32 protein-coding genes are annotated in these 19161 nt (G+C 67.7%); 31 read left to right on the top strand and 1 reads right to left on the bottom strand.

Annotated features, from left to right (window positions below; translation table 11 throughout):
* The first annotated feature begins 15 nt into the window (after window positions 1–15).
* The 31 genes from rplC (at window position 16) to ACF1A5_RS01270 (ending at window position 18017) form a co-directional block, all read left to right on the top strand.
* Window positions 16–660 (top strand): 50S ribosomal protein L3, encoded by a 645-nt coding sequence (rplC, locus tag ACF1A5_RS01120; protein WP_037929559.1) that lies wholly within the window; start codon window positions 16–18, stop codon window positions 658–660.
* 8 nt (window positions 661–668) lie between these two features.
* The gene (rplD, locus tag ACF1A5_RS01125) at window positions 669–1325 is read left to right on the top strand and encodes a 50S ribosomal protein L4 (protein WP_356189310.1); all 657 of its coding nucleotides are present in this window, start codon (window positions 669–671) and stop codon (window positions 1323–1325) included.
* Window positions 1325–1744 carry a 50S ribosomal protein L23 gene (rplW, locus tag ACF1A5_RS01130; RefSeq protein WP_356189308.1) on the top strand — a complete coding sequence of 140 codons (420 nt, stop codon included), beginning with the start codon at window positions 1325–1327 and terminating at the stop codon, window positions 1742–1744. The genes rplD and rplW overlap by 1 nt, the downstream gene beginning before the upstream one ends.
* Before the next feature lie 40 nt (window positions 1745–1784).
* Window positions 1785–2621 carry a 50S ribosomal protein L2 gene (rplB, locus tag ACF1A5_RS01135; RefSeq protein ID WP_007494772.1) on the top strand — a complete coding sequence of 279 codons (837 nt, stop codon included), beginning with the start codon at window positions 1785–1787 and terminating at the stop codon, window positions 2619–2621.
* A 12-nt stretch (window positions 2622–2633) separates the two neighbouring features.
* A complete protein-coding gene (gene rpsS / locus ACF1A5_RS01140) occupies window positions 2634–2915 on the top strand; it encodes a 30S ribosomal protein S19 (RefSeq protein WP_010986346.1) in 282 nt (93 codons plus the stop codon).
* A gap of 45 nt (window positions 2916–2960) precedes the next feature.
* Complete coding sequence (gene rplV / locus ACF1A5_RS01145) at window positions 2961–3308, top strand: 50S ribosomal protein L22 (protein ID WP_392190723.1); 348 nt, start codon at window positions 2961–2963, stop codon at window positions 3306–3308.
* Window positions 3308–4129, top strand: a complete 822-nt coding sequence (gene rpsC, locus ACF1A5_RS01150; RefSeq protein WP_014674374.1) for a 30S ribosomal protein S3 — start codon at window positions 3308–3310, stop codon at window positions 4127–4129. Before rplV ends, rpsC begins: the two co-directional genes overlap by 1 nt.
* A gap of 5 nt (window positions 4130–4134) precedes the next feature.
* Entirely contained in the window at window positions 4135–4554 is a 420-nt protein-coding gene (gene rplP / locus ACF1A5_RS01155; RefSeq protein ID WP_009190136.1) for a 50S ribosomal protein L16, read from the top strand.
* Window positions 4554–4778, top strand: coding sequence for a 50S ribosomal protein L29 (gene rpmC, locus ACF1A5_RS01160; protein ID WP_018564811.1), 225 nt, complete (start codon window positions 4554–4556; stop codon window positions 4776–4778). Before rplP ends, rpmC begins: the two co-directional genes overlap by 1 nt.
* Complete coding sequence (rpsQ, locus tag ACF1A5_RS01165; protein WP_039656223.1) at window positions 4778–5062, top strand: 30S ribosomal protein S17; 285 nt, start codon at window positions 4778–4780, stop codon at window positions 5060–5062. The genes rpmC and rpsQ overlap by 1 nt, the downstream gene beginning before the upstream one ends.
* A 99-nt stretch (window positions 5063–5161) precedes the next feature.
* A complete protein-coding gene (gene rplN / locus ACF1A5_RS01170; RefSeq protein ID WP_003998823.1) occupies window positions 5162–5530 on the top strand; it encodes a 50S ribosomal protein L14 in 369 nt (122 codons plus the stop codon).
* A 2-nt stretch (window positions 5531–5532) separates the two neighbouring features.
* The gene (gene rplX / locus ACF1A5_RS01175) at window positions 5533–5856 is read left to right on the top strand and encodes a 50S ribosomal protein L24 (protein ID WP_030930498.1); all 324 of its coding nucleotides are present in this window, start codon (window positions 5533–5535) and stop codon (window positions 5854–5856) included.
* Window positions 5856–6413, top strand: a complete 558-nt coding sequence (rplE, locus tag ACF1A5_RS01180; protein ID WP_190181495.1) for a 50S ribosomal protein L5 — start codon at window positions 5856–5858, stop codon at window positions 6411–6413. The genes rplX and rplE overlap by 1 nt, the downstream gene beginning before the upstream one ends.
* Before the next feature lie 5 nt (window positions 6414–6418).
* Window positions 6419–6604 carry a type Z 30S ribosomal protein S14 gene (locus ACF1A5_RS01185; RefSeq protein WP_003948630.1) on the top strand — a complete coding sequence of 62 codons (186 nt, stop codon included), beginning with the start codon at window positions 6419–6421 and terminating at the stop codon, window positions 6602–6604.
* Between the two features lie 212 nt (window positions 6605–6816).
* Complete coding sequence (gene rpsH, locus ACF1A5_RS01190; protein WP_276110731.1) at window positions 6817–7215, top strand: 30S ribosomal protein S8; 399 nt, start codon at window positions 6817–6819, stop codon at window positions 7213–7215.
* A gap of 24 nt (window positions 7216–7239) precedes the next feature.
* Complete coding sequence (gene rplF / locus ACF1A5_RS01195) at window positions 7240–7779, top strand: 50S ribosomal protein L6 (RefSeq protein WP_392190724.1); 540 nt, start codon at window positions 7240–7242, stop codon at window positions 7777–7779.
* A 3-nt stretch (window positions 7780–7782) separates the two neighbouring features.
* Window positions 7783–8166 carry a 50S ribosomal protein L18 gene (rplR, locus tag ACF1A5_RS01200; RefSeq protein WP_356189295.1) on the top strand — a complete coding sequence of 128 codons (384 nt, stop codon included), beginning with the start codon at window positions 7783–7785 and terminating at the stop codon, window positions 8164–8166.
* A gap of 41 nt (window positions 8167–8207) precedes the next feature.
* Window positions 8208–8813: a 30S ribosomal protein S5 gene (gene rpsE / locus ACF1A5_RS01205; protein WP_009190144.1), complete on the top strand. Its 606-nt coding sequence runs from the start codon at window positions 8208–8210 to the stop codon at window positions 8811–8813.
* Window positions 8814–8815: 2 nt separating this feature from the next.
* Window positions 8816–8998 (top strand): 50S ribosomal protein L30, encoded by a 183-nt coding sequence (gene rpmD / locus ACF1A5_RS01210; RefSeq protein WP_009190145.1) that lies wholly within the window; start codon window positions 8816–8818, stop codon window positions 8996–8998.
* 2 nt (window positions 8999–9000) lie between these two features.
* The gene (gene rplO, locus ACF1A5_RS01215) at window positions 9001–9456 is read left to right on the top strand and encodes a 50S ribosomal protein L15 (RefSeq protein ID WP_392190725.1); all 456 of its coding nucleotides are present in this window, start codon (window positions 9001–9003) and stop codon (window positions 9454–9456) included.
* Between the two features lie 244 nt (window positions 9457–9700).
* Entirely contained in the window at window positions 9701–11014 is a 1314-nt protein-coding gene (gene secY, locus ACF1A5_RS01220; RefSeq protein WP_392190726.1) for a preprotein translocase subunit SecY, read from the top strand.
* Window positions 11014–11676, top strand: a complete 663-nt coding sequence (locus tag ACF1A5_RS01225) for an adenylate kinase (protein ID WP_392190727.1) — start codon at window positions 11014–11016, stop codon at window positions 11674–11676. Before secY ends, ACF1A5_RS01225 begins: the two co-directional genes overlap by 1 nt.
* Before the next feature lie 131 nt (window positions 11677–11807).
* Window positions 11808–12644 (top strand): type I methionyl aminopeptidase, encoded by an 837-nt coding sequence (gene map, locus ACF1A5_RS01230; protein WP_392190728.1) that lies wholly within the window; start codon window positions 11808–11810, stop codon window positions 12642–12644.
* A 301-nt stretch (window positions 12645–12945) separates the two neighbouring features.
* Complete coding sequence (gene infA, locus ACF1A5_RS01235; RefSeq protein WP_003948620.1) at window positions 12946–13167, top strand: translation initiation factor IF-1; 222 nt, start codon at window positions 12946–12948, stop codon at window positions 13165–13167.
* 82 nt (window positions 13168–13249) lie between these two features.
* Window positions 13250–13363, top strand: a complete 114-nt coding sequence (gene rpmJ, locus ACF1A5_RS01240; RefSeq protein WP_003998809.1) for a 50S ribosomal protein L36 — start codon at window positions 13250–13252, stop codon at window positions 13361–13363.
* Between the two features lie 187 nt (window positions 13364–13550).
* The gene (gene rpsM, locus ACF1A5_RS01245) at window positions 13551–13931 is read left to right on the top strand and encodes a 30S ribosomal protein S13 (RefSeq protein ID WP_392190729.1); all 381 of its coding nucleotides are present in this window, start codon (window positions 13551–13553) and stop codon (window positions 13929–13931) included.
* Window positions 13932–13996: 65 nt separating this feature from the next.
* Complete coding sequence (rpsK, locus tag ACF1A5_RS01250; RefSeq protein ID WP_003956432.1) at window positions 13997–14401, top strand: 30S ribosomal protein S11; 405 nt, start codon at window positions 13997–13999, stop codon at window positions 14399–14401.
* A gap of 155 nt (window positions 14402–14556) precedes the next feature.
* Window positions 14557–15579 (top strand): DNA-directed RNA polymerase subunit alpha, encoded by a 1023-nt coding sequence (locus ACF1A5_RS01255; protein ID WP_003966937.1) that lies wholly within the window; start codon window positions 14557–14559, stop codon window positions 15577–15579.
* Between the two features lie 186 nt (window positions 15580–15765).
* Complete coding sequence (gene rplQ / locus ACF1A5_RS01260; protein WP_392190730.1) at window positions 15766–16257, top strand: 50S ribosomal protein L17; 492 nt, start codon at window positions 15766–15768, stop codon at window positions 16255–16257.
* A gap of 82 nt (window positions 16258–16339) precedes the next feature.
* Window positions 16340–17197: a tRNA pseudouridine(38-40) synthase TruA gene (truA, locus tag ACF1A5_RS01265; protein WP_392190731.1), complete on the top strand. Its 858-nt coding sequence runs from the start codon at window positions 16340–16342 to the stop codon at window positions 17195–17197.
* Between the two features lie 55 nt (window positions 17198–17252).
* Window positions 17253–18017, top strand: a complete 765-nt coding sequence (locus ACF1A5_RS01270; RefSeq protein ID WP_392190732.1) for a polyprenol monophosphomannose synthase — start codon at window positions 17253–17255, stop codon at window positions 18015–18017.
* 87 nt (window positions 18018–18104) lie between these two features.
* Here ACF1A5_RS01270 and ACF1A5_RS01275 read toward each other — a convergent pair whose 3' ends face one another.
* Window positions 18105–18980 (bottom strand): hypothetical protein, encoded by an 876-nt coding sequence (locus tag ACF1A5_RS01275; protein WP_392190733.1) that lies wholly within the window; start codon window positions 18978–18980, stop codon window positions 18105–18107.
* Window positions 18981–19161 lie beyond the last annotated feature (181 nt).

A 19161-nucleotide genomic window follows, 5' to 3' on the forward strand; every position in this document is an offset into this window, starting at 1 on the left:
CCGGTGATCTGAGAGATGACCAAGCAGATCAAGGGCATCCTGGGCGAGAAGCTCGGCATGACGCAGGTGTGGGACGAGAACAACCGTGTTGTTCCGGTCACCGTCGTCAAGGCCGGCCCCAACGTCGTCACCCAGGTCCGCACGAACGACGTCGACGGCTACGAGTCCGTCCAGATCGCGTTCGGCGAGATCGACCCCCGCAAGGTGAACAAGCCCCTCAAGGGCCACTTCGCCAAGGCCGATGTCACCCCCCGTCGCCACCTCGTCGAGATCCGCACCGCGGACGCCAGCGAGTACACCCTCGGCCAGGAAGTCACCGCCGAGGTGTTCGAGGCCGGCGTGAAGGTCGACGTGACCGGCAAGAGCAAGGGCAAGGGCTTCGCCGGTGTCATGAAGCGTCACAACTTCAAGGGCCTCGGCGCCGGACACGGCACCCAGCGCAAGCACCGCTCTCCCGGTTCCATCGGTGGCTGCGCCACCCCGGGCCGCGTGTTCAAGGGCCTCCGCATGGCGGGTCGCATGGGCAACGAGCGGGTCACCACCCAGAACCTGACCGTCCACGCCGTTGACGCGGAGAAGGGTCTGCTGCTCATCAAGGGCGCGGTTCCCGGTCCGAACGGCGGCCTCGTCCTGGTCCGCACCGCGGCCAAGGGGGCCTGAGGTAACCGATGAGCACTGTTGACATCCTTTCGCCTGCGGGCGAGAAGACCGGTAGCGTCGAGCTCCCCGCGGAGATCTTCGGCGTGGAGAAGATCAGCATCCCGCTGATCCACCAGGTCGTCGTCGCGCAGAACGCCGCTGCCCGCCAGGGCACGCACAAGACCAAGCGTCGCGGTGAAGTCCGTGGTGGCGGCAAGAAGCCGTACCGCCAGAAGGGCACCGGTCGCGCCCGTCAGGGTTCGACCCGCGCGCCGCAGTTCGCCGGCGGTGGCGTCGTCCACGGCCCGCAGCCGCGTGACTACTCGCAGCGGACCCCGAAGAAGATGAAGGCCGCGGCCCTGCGCCACGCCCTCACCGACCGGGCCCGCCACAACCGCATCCACGTCGTCTCCGGCGTGGTCGAGGGCGAGATCTCCACCAAGGCCGCCAAGACGCTGTTCGGCAAGATCAGCGAGCGCAAGAACCTGCTGCTCGTCGCCGACCGCGCCGACGAGGCCGCGTGGCTGTCCGCCCGCAACCTGCCCCAGGTCCACATCCTGGAGCCGGGCCAGCTGAACACGTACGACGTTCTCGTCTCGGACGACGTGGTCTTCACCAAGGCCGCTTTCGAGTCCTTCGTCGCCGGCCCGAACAAGGCCAACGACACCGAAGGGAGCGAGGCCTGATGGCTACGCGTCACCCCTCCATCGCCTCGAAGGCCGCCAAGGCCGCCAAGGCCGCGCGCGTCGCCAAGGCGCGCCGTCACGCCGCCGAGGGCAAGAACACCGTCGAGACCCCGCTGAGCAAGTCGTACACGGACCCCCGTGACGTCCTGCTGAAGCCGGTCGTCTCCGAGAAGAGCTACGCGCTCCTCGACGAGAACAAGTACACGTTCATCGTCGACCCGAACGCCAACAAGACCCAGATCAAGCAGGCCGTCCAGGCGGTCTTCGAGGTCAAGGTCACCGGGGTCAACACGATCAACCGCCAGGGCAAGCGCAAGCGCACGAAGACCGGCTTCGGTCAGCGTGCCGCCACCAAGCGCGCGATCGTGACCCTCGCCGAGGGCGACCGTATCGACATCTTCGGCGGTCCGACCGCCTGAGGGCGGTCCGGATCGTCCGATATCGGACGAGGACTGAGAAATGGGAATCCGCAAGTACAAGCCGACTACGCCGGGCCGCCGTGGTTCCAGCGTCGCCGACTTCGTCGAGGTCACGCGGTCCACGCCGGAGAAGTCGCTGGTCCGCCCGCTGCACAGCAAGGGCGGCCGTAACAACGCCGGTCGTGTGACCGTTCGCCACCAGGGTGGCGGACACAAGCGCGCCTACCGCGTGATCGACTTCCGTCGTCACGACAAGGACGGCGTGCCGGCGAAGGTCGCGCACATCGAGTACGACCCCAACCGCACCGCGCGCATCGCGCTGCTGCACTACGCCGACGGCGAGAAGCGCTACATCCTCGCCCCGCGCAACCTGCAGCAGGGCGACCGCGTGGAGAACGGTCCCGGGGCCGACATCAAGCCGGGCAACAACCTGGCCCTCCGCAACATCCCGGTCGGTACCACGATCCACGCGATCGAGCTCCGTCCCGGTGGCGGTGCCAAGTTCGCCCGCTCCGCCGGTGCCTCCGTGCAGCTGCTCGCGAAGGAGGGCTCGATGGCCCACCTCCGCATGCCTTCCGGTGAGATCCGCCTGGTCGACCAGCGCTGCCGCGCCACGGTCGGCGAGGTCGGCAACGCCGAGCAGAGCAACATCAACTGGGGCAAGGCCGGCCGCAAGCGCTGGCTGGGCGTTCGCCCGACCGTTCGCGGTGTGGCGATGAACCCGGTTGACCACCCGCACGGTGGTGGTGAGGGCAAGACCTCCGGTGGTCGCCACCCGGTCTCCCCGTGGGGTCAGAAGGAGGGTCGTACTCGTTCGCCGAAGAAGGCTTCGAACAAGTACATCGTCCGCCGCCGCAAGACGAACAAGAAGCGCTAGGAGCGGGTTTAGATGCCGCGCAGTCTCAAGAAGGGGCCCTTCGTCGACGACCACCTGATCAAGAAGGTGGACGCCCAGAACGAAGCCGGTTCCAAGAACGTCATCAAGACCTGGTCCCGTCGCTCGATGATCATCCCGGCCATGCTCGGCCACACGATCGCGGTGCACAACGGCAAGACCCACATCCCGGTGTTCGTCACCGAGTCGATGGTCGGCCACAAGCTCGGCGAGTTCTCGCCGACGCGCACCTTCCGGGGTCACGTCAAGGACGACCGGAAGTCGAAGCGCCGCTAGTAGCGGATCGCATTCAGACACGTAAGTAACTCTGAAGGGACAACCATGGAAGCCAGGGCCCAGGCGCGGTACATCCGCGTCACGCCCATGAAGGCCCGCCGTGTGGTGGACCTCATCCGTGGCATGGACGCCACGGAGGCCCAGGCTGTTCTGCGATTCGCTCCGCAGGCAGCCTCCGCACCGGTCGGCAAGGTGCTCGACAGCGCCATCGCCAACGCCGCGCACAACTACGACCACACCGATGTCGACAGCCTCTTCATCTCCGAGGCGTACGTCGACGAGGGCCCGACCCTGAAGCGGTTCCGTCCGCGTGCCCAGGGCCGTGCCTACCGGATCCGCAAGCGGACCAGCCACATCACCGTGGTCGTCAGCAGCAAGGAAGGAACCCGGTAATGGGCCAGAAGGTAAACCCGCACGGGTTCCGGCTCGGTGTCACGACCGACTTCAAGTCGCGTTGGTACGCCGACAAGCTGTACAAGGACTACGTCAAGGAAGACGTCGCCATCCGTCGGATGATGACGTCCGGCATGGAGCGCGCCGGCATCTCCAAGGTGGAGATCGAGCGCACCCGTGACCGTGTGCGTGTGGACATCCACACCGCTCGTCCGGGCATCGTCATCGGCCGCCGTGGCGCCGAGGCCGACCGTATCCGCGGTGACCTCGAGAAGCTCACGGGCAAGCAGGTCCAGCTGAACATCCTCGAGGTCAAGAACCCCGAGACGGACGCTCAGCTCGTGGCCCAGGCCGTCGCCGAGCAGCTCTCCTCCCGCGTCTCCTTCCGTCGGGCCATGCGCAAGAGCATGCAGTCCGCCATGAAGGCCGGCGCCAAGGGCATCAAGATCCAGTGCGGTGGCCGCCTCGGCGGCGCCGAGATGTCCCGCTCGGAGTTCTACCGCGAGGGCCGCGTGCCCCTGCACACGCTCCGTGCGAACGTGGACTACGGCTTCTTCGAGGCCAAGACGACCTTCGGCCGCATCGGTGTGAAGGTCTGGATCTACAAGGGCGATGTCAAGAACATCGCCGAGGTCCGCGCCGAGAACGCTGCCGCCCGTGCGGGTAACCGCCCGGCCCGCGGTGGCGCCGACCGCCCGGCCCGTGGTGGCCGCGGTGGCGAGCGGCGCGGTCGCAAGCCGCAGCAGGCTGCCGGCGCCGAGGCCCCCAAGGCCGAGGCTCCCGCCGCCGCTCCGGCTGAGAGCACCGGAACGGAGGCCTGACCGTCATGCTGATCCCCCGTAGGGTCAAGCACCGCAAGCAGCACCACCCGAAGCGCAACGGTATGTCCAAGGGTGGAACGCAGGTTGCGTTCGGCGAGTACGGCATCCAGGCGCTGACCCCGGCCTACGTGACGAACCGCCAGATCGAGGCGGCCCGTATCGCGATGACCCGTCACATCAAGCGTGGCGGCAAGGTCTGGATCAACATCTACCCGGACCGTCCCCTCACCAAGAAGCCTGCCGAGACCCGCATGGGTTCCGGTAAGGGTTCGCCGGAGTGGTGGATCGCGAACGTCAAGCCCGGACGTGTGATGTTCGAGCTGTCGTACCCCAACGAGAAGATCGCCCGTGAGGCGCTGACTCGTGCGGCCCACAAGCTGCCGATGAAGTGCCGGATCGTCAAGCGCGAGGCAGGTGAAGCGTGATGTCGGCCGGTACCAAGGCGTCCGAGCTGCGCGAGCTGGGCAACGAGGAGCTTCTGGGCAAGCTCCGCGAGGCCAAGGAAGAGCTGTTCAACCTCCGCTTCCAGGCGGCGACCGGTCAGCTCGAGAACCACGGCCGTCTCAAGGCGGTCCGCAAGGACATCGCCCGGATCTACACCCTCATGCGTGAGCGTGAGCTCGGCATCGAGACGGTGGAGAACGCCTGATGAGCGAGAGCAACGTGACTGAGAACAAGGAAGCTCGCGGTTTCCGCAAGACCCGTGAGGGTCTTGTCGTCAGCGACAAGATGGACAAGACCGTCGTCGTCGCCGTCGAGGACCGCGTCAAGCACGCGCTGTACGGCAAGGTCATCCGCCGTACGAACAAGCTCAAGGCGCACGACGAGCAGAACGCCGCTGGTGTCGGCGACCGCGTCCTCCTGATGGAGACCCGGCCGCTGTCCGCCACGAAGCGGTGGCGCGTCGTCGAGATCCTCGAGAAGGCCAAGTAAATCTCCTGCGGGGCATCCCTCGCAGGACAGTTCCGCCAGGCTCCGGGGGCCACTCGCCGAGTGGCCCCCGGGGAACCGGCAGACAAACAGGAGATAGACGTGATCCAGCAGGAGTCGCGACTGCGTGTCGCCGACAACACTGGTGCGAAGGAGATCCTTTGCATCCGTGTGCTCGGCGGCTCCGGTCGCCGCTACGCGGGCATCGGTGACGTCATCGTCGCCACCGTCAAGGACGCGATCCCCGGTGGCAACGTGAAGAAGGGTGACGTCGTCAAGGCGGTCATCGTTCGCACCGTCAAGGAGCGCCGCCGTCCGGACGGCTCGTACATCCGCTTCGACGAGAACGCCGCCGTCATTCTGAAGAACGACGGCGACCCTCGCGGCACCCGTATCTTCGGCCCGGTGGGCCGTGAGCTGCGCGAGAAGAAGTTCATGAAGATCATCTCCCTCGCGCCGGAGGTGCTGTGAGCATGAAGATCAAGAAGGGTGACCTGGTCCAGGTCATCACCGGCAAGGACAAGGGCAAGCAGGGCAAGGTCATTGCCGCTTACCCGCGCGAGGAGCGTGTCCTGGTCGAGGGTGTCAACCGGGTCAAGAAGCACACCAAGGCCGGTCCGACCGCCAGCGGTTCCCAGGCCGGCGGCATCGTGACGACCGAAGCCCCCATCCACGTGAGCAACGTTCAGCTCGTCGTGGAGAAGGACGGCAACAAGGTCGTGACCCGCGTCGGTTACCGCTTCGACGACGAAGGCAACAAGATCCGCGTTGCCAAGCGGACGGGTGAGGACATCTGATGGCTACCACCACTTCCCCGCGTCTGAAGCAGAAGTACCGCGACGAGATCGCCCCGAAGCTGCGTGACGAGTTCAAGTACGAGAACGTCATGCAGATCCCGGGCCTCGTCAAGATCGTGGTCAACATGGGTGTGGGCGACGCCGCCCGCGACTCCAAGCTGATCGAGGGCGCCATCCGCGACCTCACCACGATCACCGGTCAGAAGCCGGCCGTCACCAAGGCCCGCAAGTCCATCGCGCAGTTCAAGCTGCGTGAGGGTCAGCCGATCGGTGCCCACGTCACGCTCCGTGGCGACCGCATGTGGGAGTTCCTGGACCGCACCCTGTCGCTCGCGCTGCCGCGCATCCGCGACTTCCGCGGTCTGTCCCCCAAGCAGTTCGACGGCCGTGGCAACTACACCTTCGGTCTCACGGAGCAGGTCATGTTCCACGAGATCGACCAGGACAAGATCGACCGCGTCCGGGGTATGGACATCACCGTGGTCACCACGGCGACCAACGACGCTGAGGGCCGCGCGCTCCTTCGTCACCTCGGCTTCCCGTTCAAGGAGGCGTGAGCGAGATGGCGAAGAAGGCTCTGATCGCTAAGGCTGCTCGCAAGCCCAAGTTCGGTGTGCGTGGCTACACCCGCTGCCAGCGCTGTGGCCGCCCGCACTCCGTGTACCGCAAGTTCGGCCTGTGCCGCGTGTGCCTTCGTGAGATGGCTCACCGTGGCGAGCTGCCGGGCGTGACCAAGAGCTCCTGGTAATTCCGGTAATTCGGGATTCCCAAGGCTCTCGGTAAGCAACTGGGTCGGCAGGAGCCCCATCCCCCATGCCTTAGGCTTGTGGGGTTGGGCGCCTGCCGCGCCCGTACGACTTACTACGCCGTAGGTCCACCGCGCCGCACCCGTCCCGTCTCGGATCGGGGAGAGGGATGGCGCACCAGGAAACCCCGGCGAGAGAGGCCGAAGGCCAATTCATGACCATGACTGATCCGATCGCAGACATGCTCACGCGTCTGCGGAACGCGAACTCGGCGTACCACGACACCGTGGCGATGCCGCACTCGAAGATCAAGTCGCACATCGCGGAGATCCTCCAGCAGGAGGGCTTCATCACGGGCTGGAAGGTCGAGGACGCCCAGGTGGGCAAGAACCTCGTCCTGGAGCTGAAGTTCGGCCCCAACCGTGAGCGCTCCATCGCGGGCATCAAGCGGATCTCCAAGCCCGGTCTCCGGGTGTACGCGAAGTCCACCAACCTGCCGAAGGTGCTCGGCGGCCTCGGCGTGGCGATCATCTCCACGTCCCACGGGCTCCTCACCGACAAGCAGGCCGGCAAGAAGGGCGTGGGTGGGGAAGTCCTCGCCTACGTCTGGTAGCGGAAGGGAACGGAGGAAACAGCTATGTCGCGTATTGGCAAGCTCCCCATCACGGTTCCCGCCGGCGTGGACGTCACCATCGACGGCCGTACGGTCTCGGTCAAGGGCCCCAAGGGCGAGCTGACCCACACCGTCGTGGCACCGATCGAGATCGTCAAGGGTGAGGACGGCGTCCTGAACGTCACCCGCCCGAACGACGAGCGTCAGAACAAGGCTCTCCACGGCCTGTCCCGCACGCTGGTGGCGAACATGATCACCGGCGTGACCCAGGGTTACGTGAAGAAGCTCGAGATCAGCGGTGTCGGTTACCGCGTCACGGCCAAGGGTTCGAACCTCGAGTTCGCTCTCGGTTACAGCCACCCGATCACCGTCGAGGCGCCCGAGGGCATCACCTTCAAGGTGGATTCCCCGACTCGCTTCCAGGTCGAGGGCATCGACAAGCAGAAGGTCGGCGAGGTTGCGGCCAACATCCGCAAGCTGCGCAAGCCCGACCCGTACAAGGCCAAGGGCGTCAAGTACGAGGGCGAAGTCATCCGCCGCAAGGTCGGAAAGGCGGGTAAGTAAGCCATGGCATACGGGCAGAAGATCCTCAAGGGCGACGCCTACAAGCGCGCCGCGATCAAGCGCCGTCACATCCGGATCCGCAAGCGGATCGCCGGTACGGCGGAGCGTCCCCGTCTGGTCGTGACCCGCTCCAACCGCCACATCGTGGCGCAGGTGATCGACGACCTGAAGGGCCACACCCTGGCGTCCGCGTCCACCCTGGACACGTCCGTCCGCGGCGGCGAGGGCGACAAGTCCGCGCAGGCCAAGCAGGTCGGCGCCCTGGTCGCCGAGCGTGCCAAGGCCGCCGGTGTCGAGGCCGTCGTGTTCGACCGTGGTGGCAACCAGTACGCCGGGCGCATCGCCGCCCTGGCGGACGCCGCCCGCGAGGCCGGACTCAAGTTCTGAGTCGGTTCCGTAGCTAGCGGAAACAGAGAGAGGTAATTCCAATGGCTGGACCCCAGCGCCGCGGTGGCGGTGCCGGTGGCGGCGAGCGGCGGGACCGGAAGGGCCGTGACGGCGGCGCAGCTGCCGCCGAGAAGACCGCGTACGTTGAGCGCGTAGTCGCGATCAACCGCGTCGCCAAGGTTGTGAAGGGTGGTCGTCGCTTCAGCTTCACCGCGCTGGTCGTGGTGGGCGACGGTGACGGCACCGTGGGTGTCGGATACGGCAAGGCCAAGGAGGTGCCGGCCGCCATCGCCAAGGGCGTTGAGGAGGCCAAGAAGCACTTCTTCAAGGTCCCCCGTATCCAGGGCACCATCCCGCACCCGATCCAGGGTGAGAAGGCTGCCGGCGTCGTGCTGCTCAAGCCCGCGTCGCCCGGTACCGGTGTTATCGCCGGTGGCCCGGTGCGTGCCGTGCTCGAGTGCGCCGGTATCCACGACGTGCTGTCGAAGTCGCTCGGCTCCGACAACGCGATCAACATCGTGCACGCGACCGTGGAGGCCCTGAAGGGCCTGCAGCGTCCCGAGGAGATCGCGGCCCGCCGTGGTCTGCCGCTCGAGGACGTCGCCCCCGCGGCCCTCCTTCGTGCGCGTGCCGGGGCGGGTGCGTAATCATGGCGCAGCTCAAGATCACGCAGACGAAGTCCTACATCGGCAGCAAGCAGAACCACCGCGACACCCTGCGTTCCCTGGGCCTCAAGCGCCTGGGTGACGTGGTCGTCAAGGAGGACCGTCCCGAGTTCCGCGGCATGGTGCACACCGTCCGCCACCTCGTGACGGTCGAGGAGGTCGACTGATCATGGCGGAGCAGAACCCGCTCAAGATCCACAACCTCCGTCCCGCCCCGGGCGCCAAGACCGCCAAGACCCGTGTGGGTCGTGGTGAGGCGTCGAAGGGTAAGACGGCCGGTCGTGGTACGAAGGGCACGAAGGCCCGCTACCAGGTTCCGGAGCGCTTCGAGGGTGGCCAGATGCCGCTCCACATGCGTCTCCCGAAGCTGAAGGGCTTCAAGAACCCGTTCAAGACCGAGTACCAGGTCGTGAACCTCGACAAGCTGGCCACGCTCTACCCCGAGGGTGGCGAGGTCACGGTCGAGGGTCTGGTGGCCAAGGGTGCCGTTCGCAAGAACAGCCTCGTCAAGGTCCTCGGCCAGGGCGAGATCTCCGTGGCGCTGCAGGTGACGGTCGACGCCGTCTCCGGCTCCGCCAAGGAGAAGATCACCGCCGCCGGCGGTAGCGTCACCGAGCTCGTCTGATTCTCTCGGACGTCTCGATGACCTGAACGATCCCAACCGGGGATACCCACAAAAGGGGTATCCCCGGTTGGTCGTTCCAAGGGGGGCAGTGTCGCCGGTAAGGTGGCCTGCACTGTCCACTTTCACGGGCCGCCGCACCACGGGCACCCGGAGCGGCACTCGTCCGTTGTTAAGTCGTTGTTCTCTGTTGGAACCTCAAGACCGTCACCCTTGACGCAGTTGCGCGGGGGTCGCAGGAGGCACCGTGCTCACCGCGTTCGCCCGGGCGTTCAAGACGCCCGACCTGCGCAAGAAGCTGCTCTTCACGCTGGGCATCATCGTGGTCTACCGGGTCGGTACCCACATCCCGATCCCCGGCGTCAACTACAAGGCCGTCCAGACGTGCGTGAAGGAGGCGTCCGGCAACCAGGGCCTCTTCGGTCTGGTCAACATGTTCAGCGGTGGTGCGCTGCTGCAGATCACCGTCTTCGCCCTGGGGATCATGCCGTACATCACGGCGAGCATCATCCTCCAGCTGCTGACCGTGGTCATCCCGCGTCTGGAAGCCCTCAAGAAGGAGGGCCAGTCCGGCACGGCCAAGATCACCCAGTACACCCGGTACCTCACCGTCGCGCTGGCGATCCTGCAGGGCACCGGCCTGGTGGCCACCGCCCGCAGCGGAGCCCTGTTCGGCCAGTGCTCGGTCGCCGCGGACATCGTCCCCGACCGGGCGATCTTCACCACGATCACGATGGTCATCTGCATGACCGCCGGCACCGCGGTCGTCATGTGGCTGGGTGAGCTCGTCACCGATCGCGGCATCGGCAACGGCATGTCGATCCTGATGTTCATCTCGATCGCCGCGACGTTCCCGTCCGCGCTGTGGGCGATCAAGAAGCAGGGCAAGCTCGCCGACGGCTGGATCGAGTTCGGCACCGTGATCCTGGTCGGCCTGGTCATGGTCGGCCTGGTGGTCTTCGTGGAGCAGGCCCAGCGCCGCATCCCGGTGCAGTACGCGAAGCGCATGATCGGGCGCCGTTCCTACGGTGGCACCTCCACCTACATCCCGCTGAAGGTGAACCAGGCCGGTGTGATTCCGGTCATCTTCGCCTCGTCGCTGCTGTACATTCCGGCCCTGGTCGCCCAGTTCGCGGGAGGCAATTCCGGCTGGAAGACCTGGGTTCAGCAGAACCTGACCAAGGGCGATCACCCGATTTACATCACTACGTACTTCTTGCTCATCGTTTTCTTCGCGTTCTTCTACGTGGCGATCTCCTTCAACCCCGAAGAAGTCGCCGACAACATGAAGAAGTATGGTGGCTTCATCCCGGGCATCCGGGCTGGCCGACCGACCGCTGAGTACCTGAGCTACGTGCTCAACCGGATCACCTGGCCGGGTTCGCTGTATCTGGGTCTGATCGCTCTCGTACCAACAATGGCGTTGGTTGGCTTTGGGGCAAGCCAGAACTTCCCGTTCGGTGGCACCAGCATCCTGATCATCGTGGGTGTCGGTCTCGAAACGGTGAAGCAGATCGAGAGCCAGCTCCAGCAGCGCAATTACGAAGGGTTCCTCCGCTGATGCGAATCGTCCTCGTCGGGCCGCCGGGTGCAGGTAAGGGAACGCAGGCGACGCGCCTGGCCGAGAAGCTGCGCATCCCGCACATCTCCACGGGCGACCTGTTCCGCGCCAACATCAGCCGGCAGACCGAGCTGGGCAAGCTCGCGAAGTCCTACATGGACGCCGGCAACCTGGTACCGGACGAGGTCACCATCGCGATGGCCAAGGACCGCATGGAGCAGCCCGACGCCAGGAACGGCTTCCTGCTCGACGGCTTCCCGCGCAACGTCAAGCAGGCGGAGGCGCTGGACGAGCTGCTGGAGTCCGAGGGCATCACGCTGGACGCGGTGCTGGACCTGGAGGTCCCCGAGGAGGAGGTCGTGAAGCGGATCGCCGGCCGGCGCATCTGCCGCAACGACTCCAGCCACGTCTTCCACGTGACGTACAGCCCCCCGAAGCAGGACGGCGTGTGCGACGTCTGCGGCGGCGAGCTGTACCAGCGCGACGACGACTCCGAGGAGACCGTCCGCAAGCGGCTGGAGGTCTACCACACGCAGACCGAGCCGATCATCGACTACTACAAGGCGCAGGGCCTGGTCCGGACGATCTCGTCGCTCGGACCGGTGGACGAGATCACGCGCCGGGCGCTGGGAGCGCTGAAGCGCGAGGAAGCCACCCAGTAGTCCCACGCCGGTCGCAGCCGCGGTTCCCGTCAGGGGCCGCGGCTGCGCTGTGGGCCGGTGCGGCCGCCGGCGCCCCCCGTATCGTTGAAGGTGTTCGTACACTCCCCGGTCCGAGAAAGGCCGTAGCCCCCATGGTGCAGATCAAGACCCCCGAGCAGATCGCCACGATGCGTGCCGCGGGGCTGGTCGTCGCCGCGATTCACGCGGCCACCCGGGAGGCCGCCGTGCCCGGGGCGACCACGAAGGACCTCGACGAGGTGGCGCGGAAGGTGCTCGCCGAGCACAACGCCAAGCCGAACTTCCTCGGCTACGGCGGCTTCCCGGCCACCATCTGCACCTCCGTGAACGAGGTCGTGGTCCACGGCATCCCGTCCGACGAGGTCGTCCTCAAGGACGGCGACATCATCTCCATCGACTGCGGCGCGATCGTCGACGGCTGGCACGGCGACGCCGCCTACACGGCCTTCGTGGGCTCCGGTCACGCTCCGGAGCTGGTCGAGCTCTCCCGGGTGACCGAGGAGTCGATGTGGGCCGGCATCGCGGCGATGAAGCACGGCAACCGGCTGGTCGACATCTCCCGGGCCGTCGAGACCTACATCCGCCGCCAGCCCAAGCCGGGCGGCGGCAAGTACGGGATCATCGAGGACTACGGCGGCCACGGCATCGGCACCGAGATGCACATGGACCCGCACCTGCTGAACTACGTGGACCGCCGCCGGGGGAAGGGCCCCAAGCTCGTGCCCGGGTTCTGCCTGGCCATCGAGCCGATGGTGTCCCTGGGTACCCCGCGGACGCGGGTCCTCGAGGACGACTGGACCGTGATCACCACGGACGGCACCTGGTCCTCGCACTGGGAGCACTCCGTCGCCCTGACCGAGCAGGGGCCGCTGGTACTGACCGCCCCCGACGGCGGCAAGGCCAAGCTCGCCGAGCACGGCATCACGGCCGCCCCGGACCCGCTGGCCTGACGGGGCCGCTGCCCCACCGCCCCGCGGCCCTGGCGCGTGGCGCCGCCGGCCGCTCCGAAGGGGGCGGCTCCGCGACCGCCCCCGAGGCCGGCTCCGCGATTGCCCCCGAGGCCGGCTCCGCGACCGCCCCCGAGGCCGGCTCCGCGATTGCCCCGCATGATGATCTCCGGCGCGGGGCAGACTTCTCCGATTCGTCTTTCCGGGTGCGCTGACGTAGACTGACTCGTCGGCTCTCGTGCACCCGCATGTCCGCATGCGCTCGCGCGGAGTCGATCAAGGTAGTCGATTCGAAGGGCGAAGCGTGGCCAAGAAGCAAGGTGCCATCGAGATCGAGGGCACTGTCGTCGAGTCTCTGCCGAACGCCATGTTCAAGGTCGAGCTCCAGAACGGCCACCAGGTCCTGGCACACATCAGCGGCAAGATGCGTATGCACTACATCCGCATCCTCCCTGACGACCGGGTCGTGGTGGAGCTGTCTCCGTACGACCTGACGCGTGGCCGGATCGTCTACCGCTACAAGTAGATCTTGCCCGCACCCCGCGTTCGCGGGGTGCGCATCCCGTCTTAGGCGGGGTGGTGGCACTGACCCGGAGAACCTCAATCCCATGAAGGTCAAGCCGAGCGTCAAGAAGATCTGCGACAAGTGCAGGGTGATCCGCCGTCACGGTCGGGTCATGGTCATCTGCGAGAACCCGCGCCACAAGCAGCGCCAGGGCTGACGCACGACCGCACCCTCTGCACTCCGCAGGGATTCGCGCGACGCAAGCTGAATATGTTCATACGCAGGGCCCAGGCCGACGCGGCCTGACACCCCCGGTTCGGAGGCCGGGGACCCAGTTCGTACCTGGTACGGCGGCTGGGATCCGGCCCTGCGGAAGACCTCCGAGGATCAACTGGAGCCATTGAATGGCACGCGTTTCCGGTGTTGACATCCCGCGCGAAAAGCGCGTGGAGGTCGCCCTCACCTACGTGTTCGGCATCGGCCGGACCCTCTCGCAGCAGACGCTCGCTGCGACCGGCATCGACCCGAACACCCGGGTCCGTGAGCTCTCCGAGGAGCAGCTGGTCGCGATCCGCGAGTACGTCGACAACAACATCAAGACCGAGGGTGACCTCCGTCGTGAGATCCAGGCCGACATCCGCCGCAAGGTGGAGATCGGCTGCTACCAGGGTCTGCGTCACCGCCGCGGCCTGCCCGTCCGCGGTCAGCGCACCAGCACCAACGCCCGCACCCGCAAGGGCCCGCGTCGCGCCATCGCCGGCAAGAAGAAGCCGGGCAAGAAGTAGTCCGCAGCGGACGCCTGTCCACGGTCTTCGCTGTAGGACCGACCACCTCCCGTAGGAGTTAAGAGATGCCCCCCAAGGGACGTCAGGGCGCTGCCAAGAAGGTGCGCCGCAAGGAAAAGAAGAACGTCGCTCACGGCCACGCGCACATCAAGAGCACGTTCAACAACACGATCGTCTCCATCACGGACCCGTCCGGCAACGTGATCTCCTGGGCCTCCGCCGGCCACGTCGGCTTCAAGGGCTCCCGGAAGTCCACGCCGTTCGCCGCGCAGATGGCCGCCGAGTCGGCTGCCCGCCGCGCCCAGGAGCACGGCATGCGCAAGGTCGACGTCTTCGTCAAGGGCCCGGGCTCCGGTCGTGAGACCGCGATCCGCTCCCTGCAGGCCACGGGCCTCGAGGTCGGCTCCATCCAGGACGTCACCCCGACCCCGCACAACGGCTGCCGTCCGCCGAAGCGCCGTCGCGTCTGACGCACGGGCCGCTCAACGGTCTTCACGGGGTGTGGGCGGTACGGCTCCTTCGGGCCGTGCCGCCCGTACCCTTGCAGTACCCGCACTTCTCACGGGTGCGGTTTCCGTCGGGCGTCAAATAGCGGGCGTCCACGAAAGAAGGATCTGATCCACACATGCTGATCGCTCAGCGTCCCTCGTTGACCGAAGAGGTCGTCGACGAGTTCCGCTCCCGGTTCGTGATCGAGCCGCTGGAGCCGGGCTTCGGCTACACCCTCGGCAACTCGCTCCGCCGCACCCTCCTGTCGTCGATCCCCGGTGCCGCTGTCACCAGCATCCGCATCGACGGCGTCCTGCACGAGTTCACCACCGTGCCGGGCGTCAAGGAGGACGTCACCGACCTGATCCTCAACATCAAGCAGCTGGTCGTCTCCTCGGAGCACGACGAGCCGGTCGTGATGTACCTGCGCAAGCAGGGCCCGGGTCTGGTCACCGCCGCCGACATCGCGCCCCCGGCCGGTGTCGAGGTGCACAACCCCGACCTCGTCCTCGCCACGCTCAACGGCAAGGGCAAGCTGGAGATGGAGCTGACCGTCGAGCGCGGTCGCGGCTACGTCTCCGCCGTGCAGAACAAGCAGGTGGGCCAGGAGATCGGCCGTATCCCGGTCGACTCCATCTACTCGCCGGTGCTCAAGGTCACCTACAAGGTCGAGGCGACCCGTGTCGAGCAGCGCACCGACTTCGACAAGCTGATCGTCGACGTCGAGACCAAGCAGGCGATGCGTCCCCGTGACGCCATGGCCTCCGCCGGCAAGACCCTGGTCGAGCTGTTCGGTCTCGCCCGCGAGCTGAACATCGACGCCGAGGGCATCGACATGGGCCCGTCCCCCACGGACGCCGCCCTGGCCGCCGACCTGGCGCTGCCGATCGAGGAGCTGGAGCTCACCGTTCGGTCGTACAACTGCCTCAAGCGCGAGGGCATCCACTCCGTGGGCGAGCTCGTCGCCCGCTCCGAGGCCGACCTGCTCGACATCCGCAACTTCGGTGCGAAGTCGATCGACGAGGTCAAGGCGAAGCTGGCGGGTATGGGCCTGGCCCTCAAGGACAGCCCGCCCGGATTCGACCCGACCGCCGCCGCCGACGCGTTCGGCGCGGACGACGACGCGGACGCCGGGTTCGTGGAGACCGAGCAGTACTGAGCTCGGGCTCGACGGCCGGATGTCGGCCGACGGCCGGCTGTGGCTGGTCGCGCAGTTCCCCGCGCCCCTTGGGGCGCGGGCCCTTCCGGGGTTGAAGAGAACCCCGGATCTCCGACAGGCGACCGCCTGCTCGGATACTGACCCCGGTACCTGATACGGCCGGGGCAGACACACAGGAGAAGAACCATGCCGAAGCCCACCAAGGGTGCCCGTCTGGGCGGCAGCGCCGCGCACGAGAAGCTGCTCCTCGCGAACCTCGCGAAGGCGCTGTTCGAGCACGGCCGTATCACCACCACCGAGGCGAAGGCCCGCCGCCTGCGCCCGTACGCCGAGCGTCTGGTCACCAAGGCGAAGAAGGGCGACCTTCACAACCGCCGTCAGGTGCTCCAGGTGATCACGGACAAGAGCATCGTCCACACGCTCTTCACCGAGATCGGCCCGCGCTACGAGAACCGTCCCGGTGGCTACACCCGCATCACCAAGATCGGTAACCGCCGTGGCGACAACGCGCCCATGGCCGTCATCGAGCTGGTCGAGGCGCTGACGGTGCAGCAGAAGGCCGTGGGCGAGGCCGAGGCCGCCACCAAGCGTGCGGTCAAGGAGTCCGAGGGGACCAAGGCCGAGGAGACCAAGGCCGAGGCCACCGAGGCTCCGGCCGAGGAGTCCAAGGACGCCTGAGGCTCTGCCTGACGTCGAGAGCGGGTCCGTCCCTCGGGGCGGGCCCGCTTTCGCGTACCCGAGTACCTGAGAGGATTCCCGTGTGAGTGACGAAGTACAGCCCGGCCACGTCCGGATCCGTCTCGACCTCTCCTACGACGGCACCGACTTCCACGGCTGGGCCAAGCAGGCCGGCGGGAAGCGGACCGTGCAGGGCGAGATCGAGGACGCTCTCCGTACGGTGACGCGGTCGAGGGAGACGACCTACGAGCTGACCGTGGCCGGGCGGACCGACGCCGGGGTGCACGCGCGCGGCCAGGTCGCCCACGTCGACCTGCCGGTGGAGCTGTGGGGCGAGCACCGGGAGAAGCTGCTCAAGCGGCTCGCCGGGCGGCTGCCCAAGGACGTGCGCGTCTGGTCCCTCACCGAGGCCCCGGCCGGCTTCAACGCCCGTTTCTCCGCCGTCTGGCGCCGGTACGCCTACCGCGTCACCGACAACCCGGGCGGGGTCGACCCGCTGCTGCGGGGCCACGTGCTGTGGCACGACTGGCCGCTCGACGTGGACGCCATGAACGAGGCCGCCCGGCGGCTGCTGGGCGAGCACGACTTCGCCGCCTACTGCAAGCGCCGCGAGGGCGCGACCACCATCCGGACCCTGCATGAGCTGAGCCTGGTGCGCGGGGCGGACGGGGTCGTGACCGCCACCGTCCGCGCCGACGCCTTCTGCCACAACATGGTGCGGTCGCTGATCGGGGCCCTGCTGTTCGTCGGGGACGGGCACCGCCCGCCGGACTGGCCGGGCAAGGTGCTGGCCGCGGGTGTGCGGGACTCCGCCGTGCACGTCGTACGGCCGCACGGGCTGACGCTGGAGGAGGTCGGCTACCCGGCGGACGAGCTGCTGGCCGCGCGGAACAGGGAGGCGCGCAACAGACGGTCCCTGCCCACGGCGGGCTGCTGCTGAGAAGTGGGGCGCCCGCCGGGCGGTCCGGGCGCGGCGGGCGGGGTAGAACAGCGGCATGACGGACCACGAGGCGTACGACGGCATACCCGTCACAGTGGTGATGCCGACGTACAACGAGGCGGGGAACCTGCCGCGGATGGCCGAGGCGGTGCTGGGGCTGCCGCTGGACGGACTGCATCTGAAGATCGTCGACGACTCCAGCCCGGACGGCACCGGGCGGATCGCCGAGGAGCTCGCCGAGAAGTACAACGCCGACCGGCCCGCCGGGCGGCCCCGGATGAGCGTGCTGCACCGCACCGCCAAGGACGGGCTCGGGCGGGCCTACGTCGCGGGCATGGGCGCCGCCCTGGCGGAGGGCGCCGCGTACGTGGTGCAGATGGACGCCGACGGAAGCCACCCCGTGGAGGCGGTGCCGCGGATGCTGCGGACCGCGGTCGACTCCGGCGCGGGCCTGGTCGTCGGCAGCCGGTACGTCGAGGGCGGCGCCCTGGACGAGGAGTGGGGCGTGCACCGGGTGCTGCTGTCACGCTTCGCCAACCACTACGTACGGGCCGTGCTCGGCACCGAGATCAGGGACATCACGGCGGGCTTCAACCTGTGGTCGGCACGGACCCTGCGGGACGTGGACCTCGCCACGCTGGGCAGCGCCGGGTACGGCTTCCAGGTCGAGCTGAAGTACGAGGCCGTCCGGGCGGGGCACCGGGCCGTCGAGATCCCGATCCGCTTCGAGGAGCGGACCGAGGGGGTCTCGAAGATGTCGCTGCGCACCCAGCTGGAGTCGGCGGTGCTGCCGATCCGGCTGCGTCTGAAGCACTGGTAGGGCGCCGGACACCGGGCGCGGCGGCCACGCGGGGGAGCGGGCCCGTCGGCCGCGGACGGGCGGTTCCGGAGCCGGCCCCCGCGTCGCCTACCGGGCGGCCGCCGCCGACGCCTGCGCCTCACCGCGCCGGCGGATCTGCCGGAAGGCGAACTCGGCGAGGTCGTCGCCGGTGCGGAACACCTGGGTGTCCTTGGCCGTGACGTCCTTGCCGCTGGTGAAGCCGGTGAGGGTGAAGTAGGCGTAGCGGCCGTAGGAGTTGGTCGTGGAGCGGCAGACGGCGCCGGTGCAGAAGGCCTTGATCCCGCCGCCGGACAGCGGCTTCACGATGCTCTTCTTGTCGGCCTGGCCCTTGGCCTTGGTCGCCTGCGCCTCGGTGTCGAAGACGGCGACGCCGACGGTGACCGCGATGCCGTCCTTGGCGTAGCTCACGCGCATCAGCCGGGTGCAGCCGTTGGCCGTCAGGATCTGCGGCAGCGTGCCCTGCGTGGCCGTTCCACAACTCTTCGTGTCCGCCGTGGGGCCCTTCTTGTACACGGTCTCGCCCATGGTGAGCTGCGTGCCCGGGAAGAGGCCGGCGGGGCTGAGCGGTGCCGTGTCCTTCCGGGCGCTGGATATGAAGTCCTTGGGGTCCAGCGGCGGCGGGGCGCTGGTGGGCGCGAAGGACGGCGCCGTGGCCGAGTCGCTCGGCAGGGACGCGGTGGAGGGCAGGGAGCCGGGGCCCGACGCCTCGTCCTTGCCGTTCGCGGACACCACGGCCATGGCGACGGCCGCGCCGATCGCGACGGTCGCCAGCACGCCGCCGCCGATGAACAGCAGGCGGCGCCGCTTGTTCCGGGTCTCGGACGCCTCGGCGAGCGCGGCCCAGTCAGGCGTCTGGTCGCTCCCGTCGCTGCTCCACGGCTGCTGAGAATTCGGTTTCCAGGGATCCCACTGGGACTGCGAGCCCCCCTGCCCATAGCTCATGGGGCGCATCTTAGACGGGCGTTGGGGGGTGCCGGTGCGCGCGTGAAGGCGCTTCGGTGCAGGCTGGTACAAAGCGACCGGCGTGTTCCTCCTACACTGGTGGGGACCAGGCGGGACCCGCAGCGGCGCCCCCGTTTTGACCGCGATGTGGCGCCGCGGGTATCCTGCATCTTCGTTGTGT

Origin of the sequence: Streptomyces sp. NPDC014864 (genome assembly GCF_043081525.1) — a bacterium.
In the GTDB taxonomy this organism is placed as follows: Bacteria; Actinomycetota; Actinomycetes; order Streptomycetales; family Streptomycetaceae; genus Streptomyces.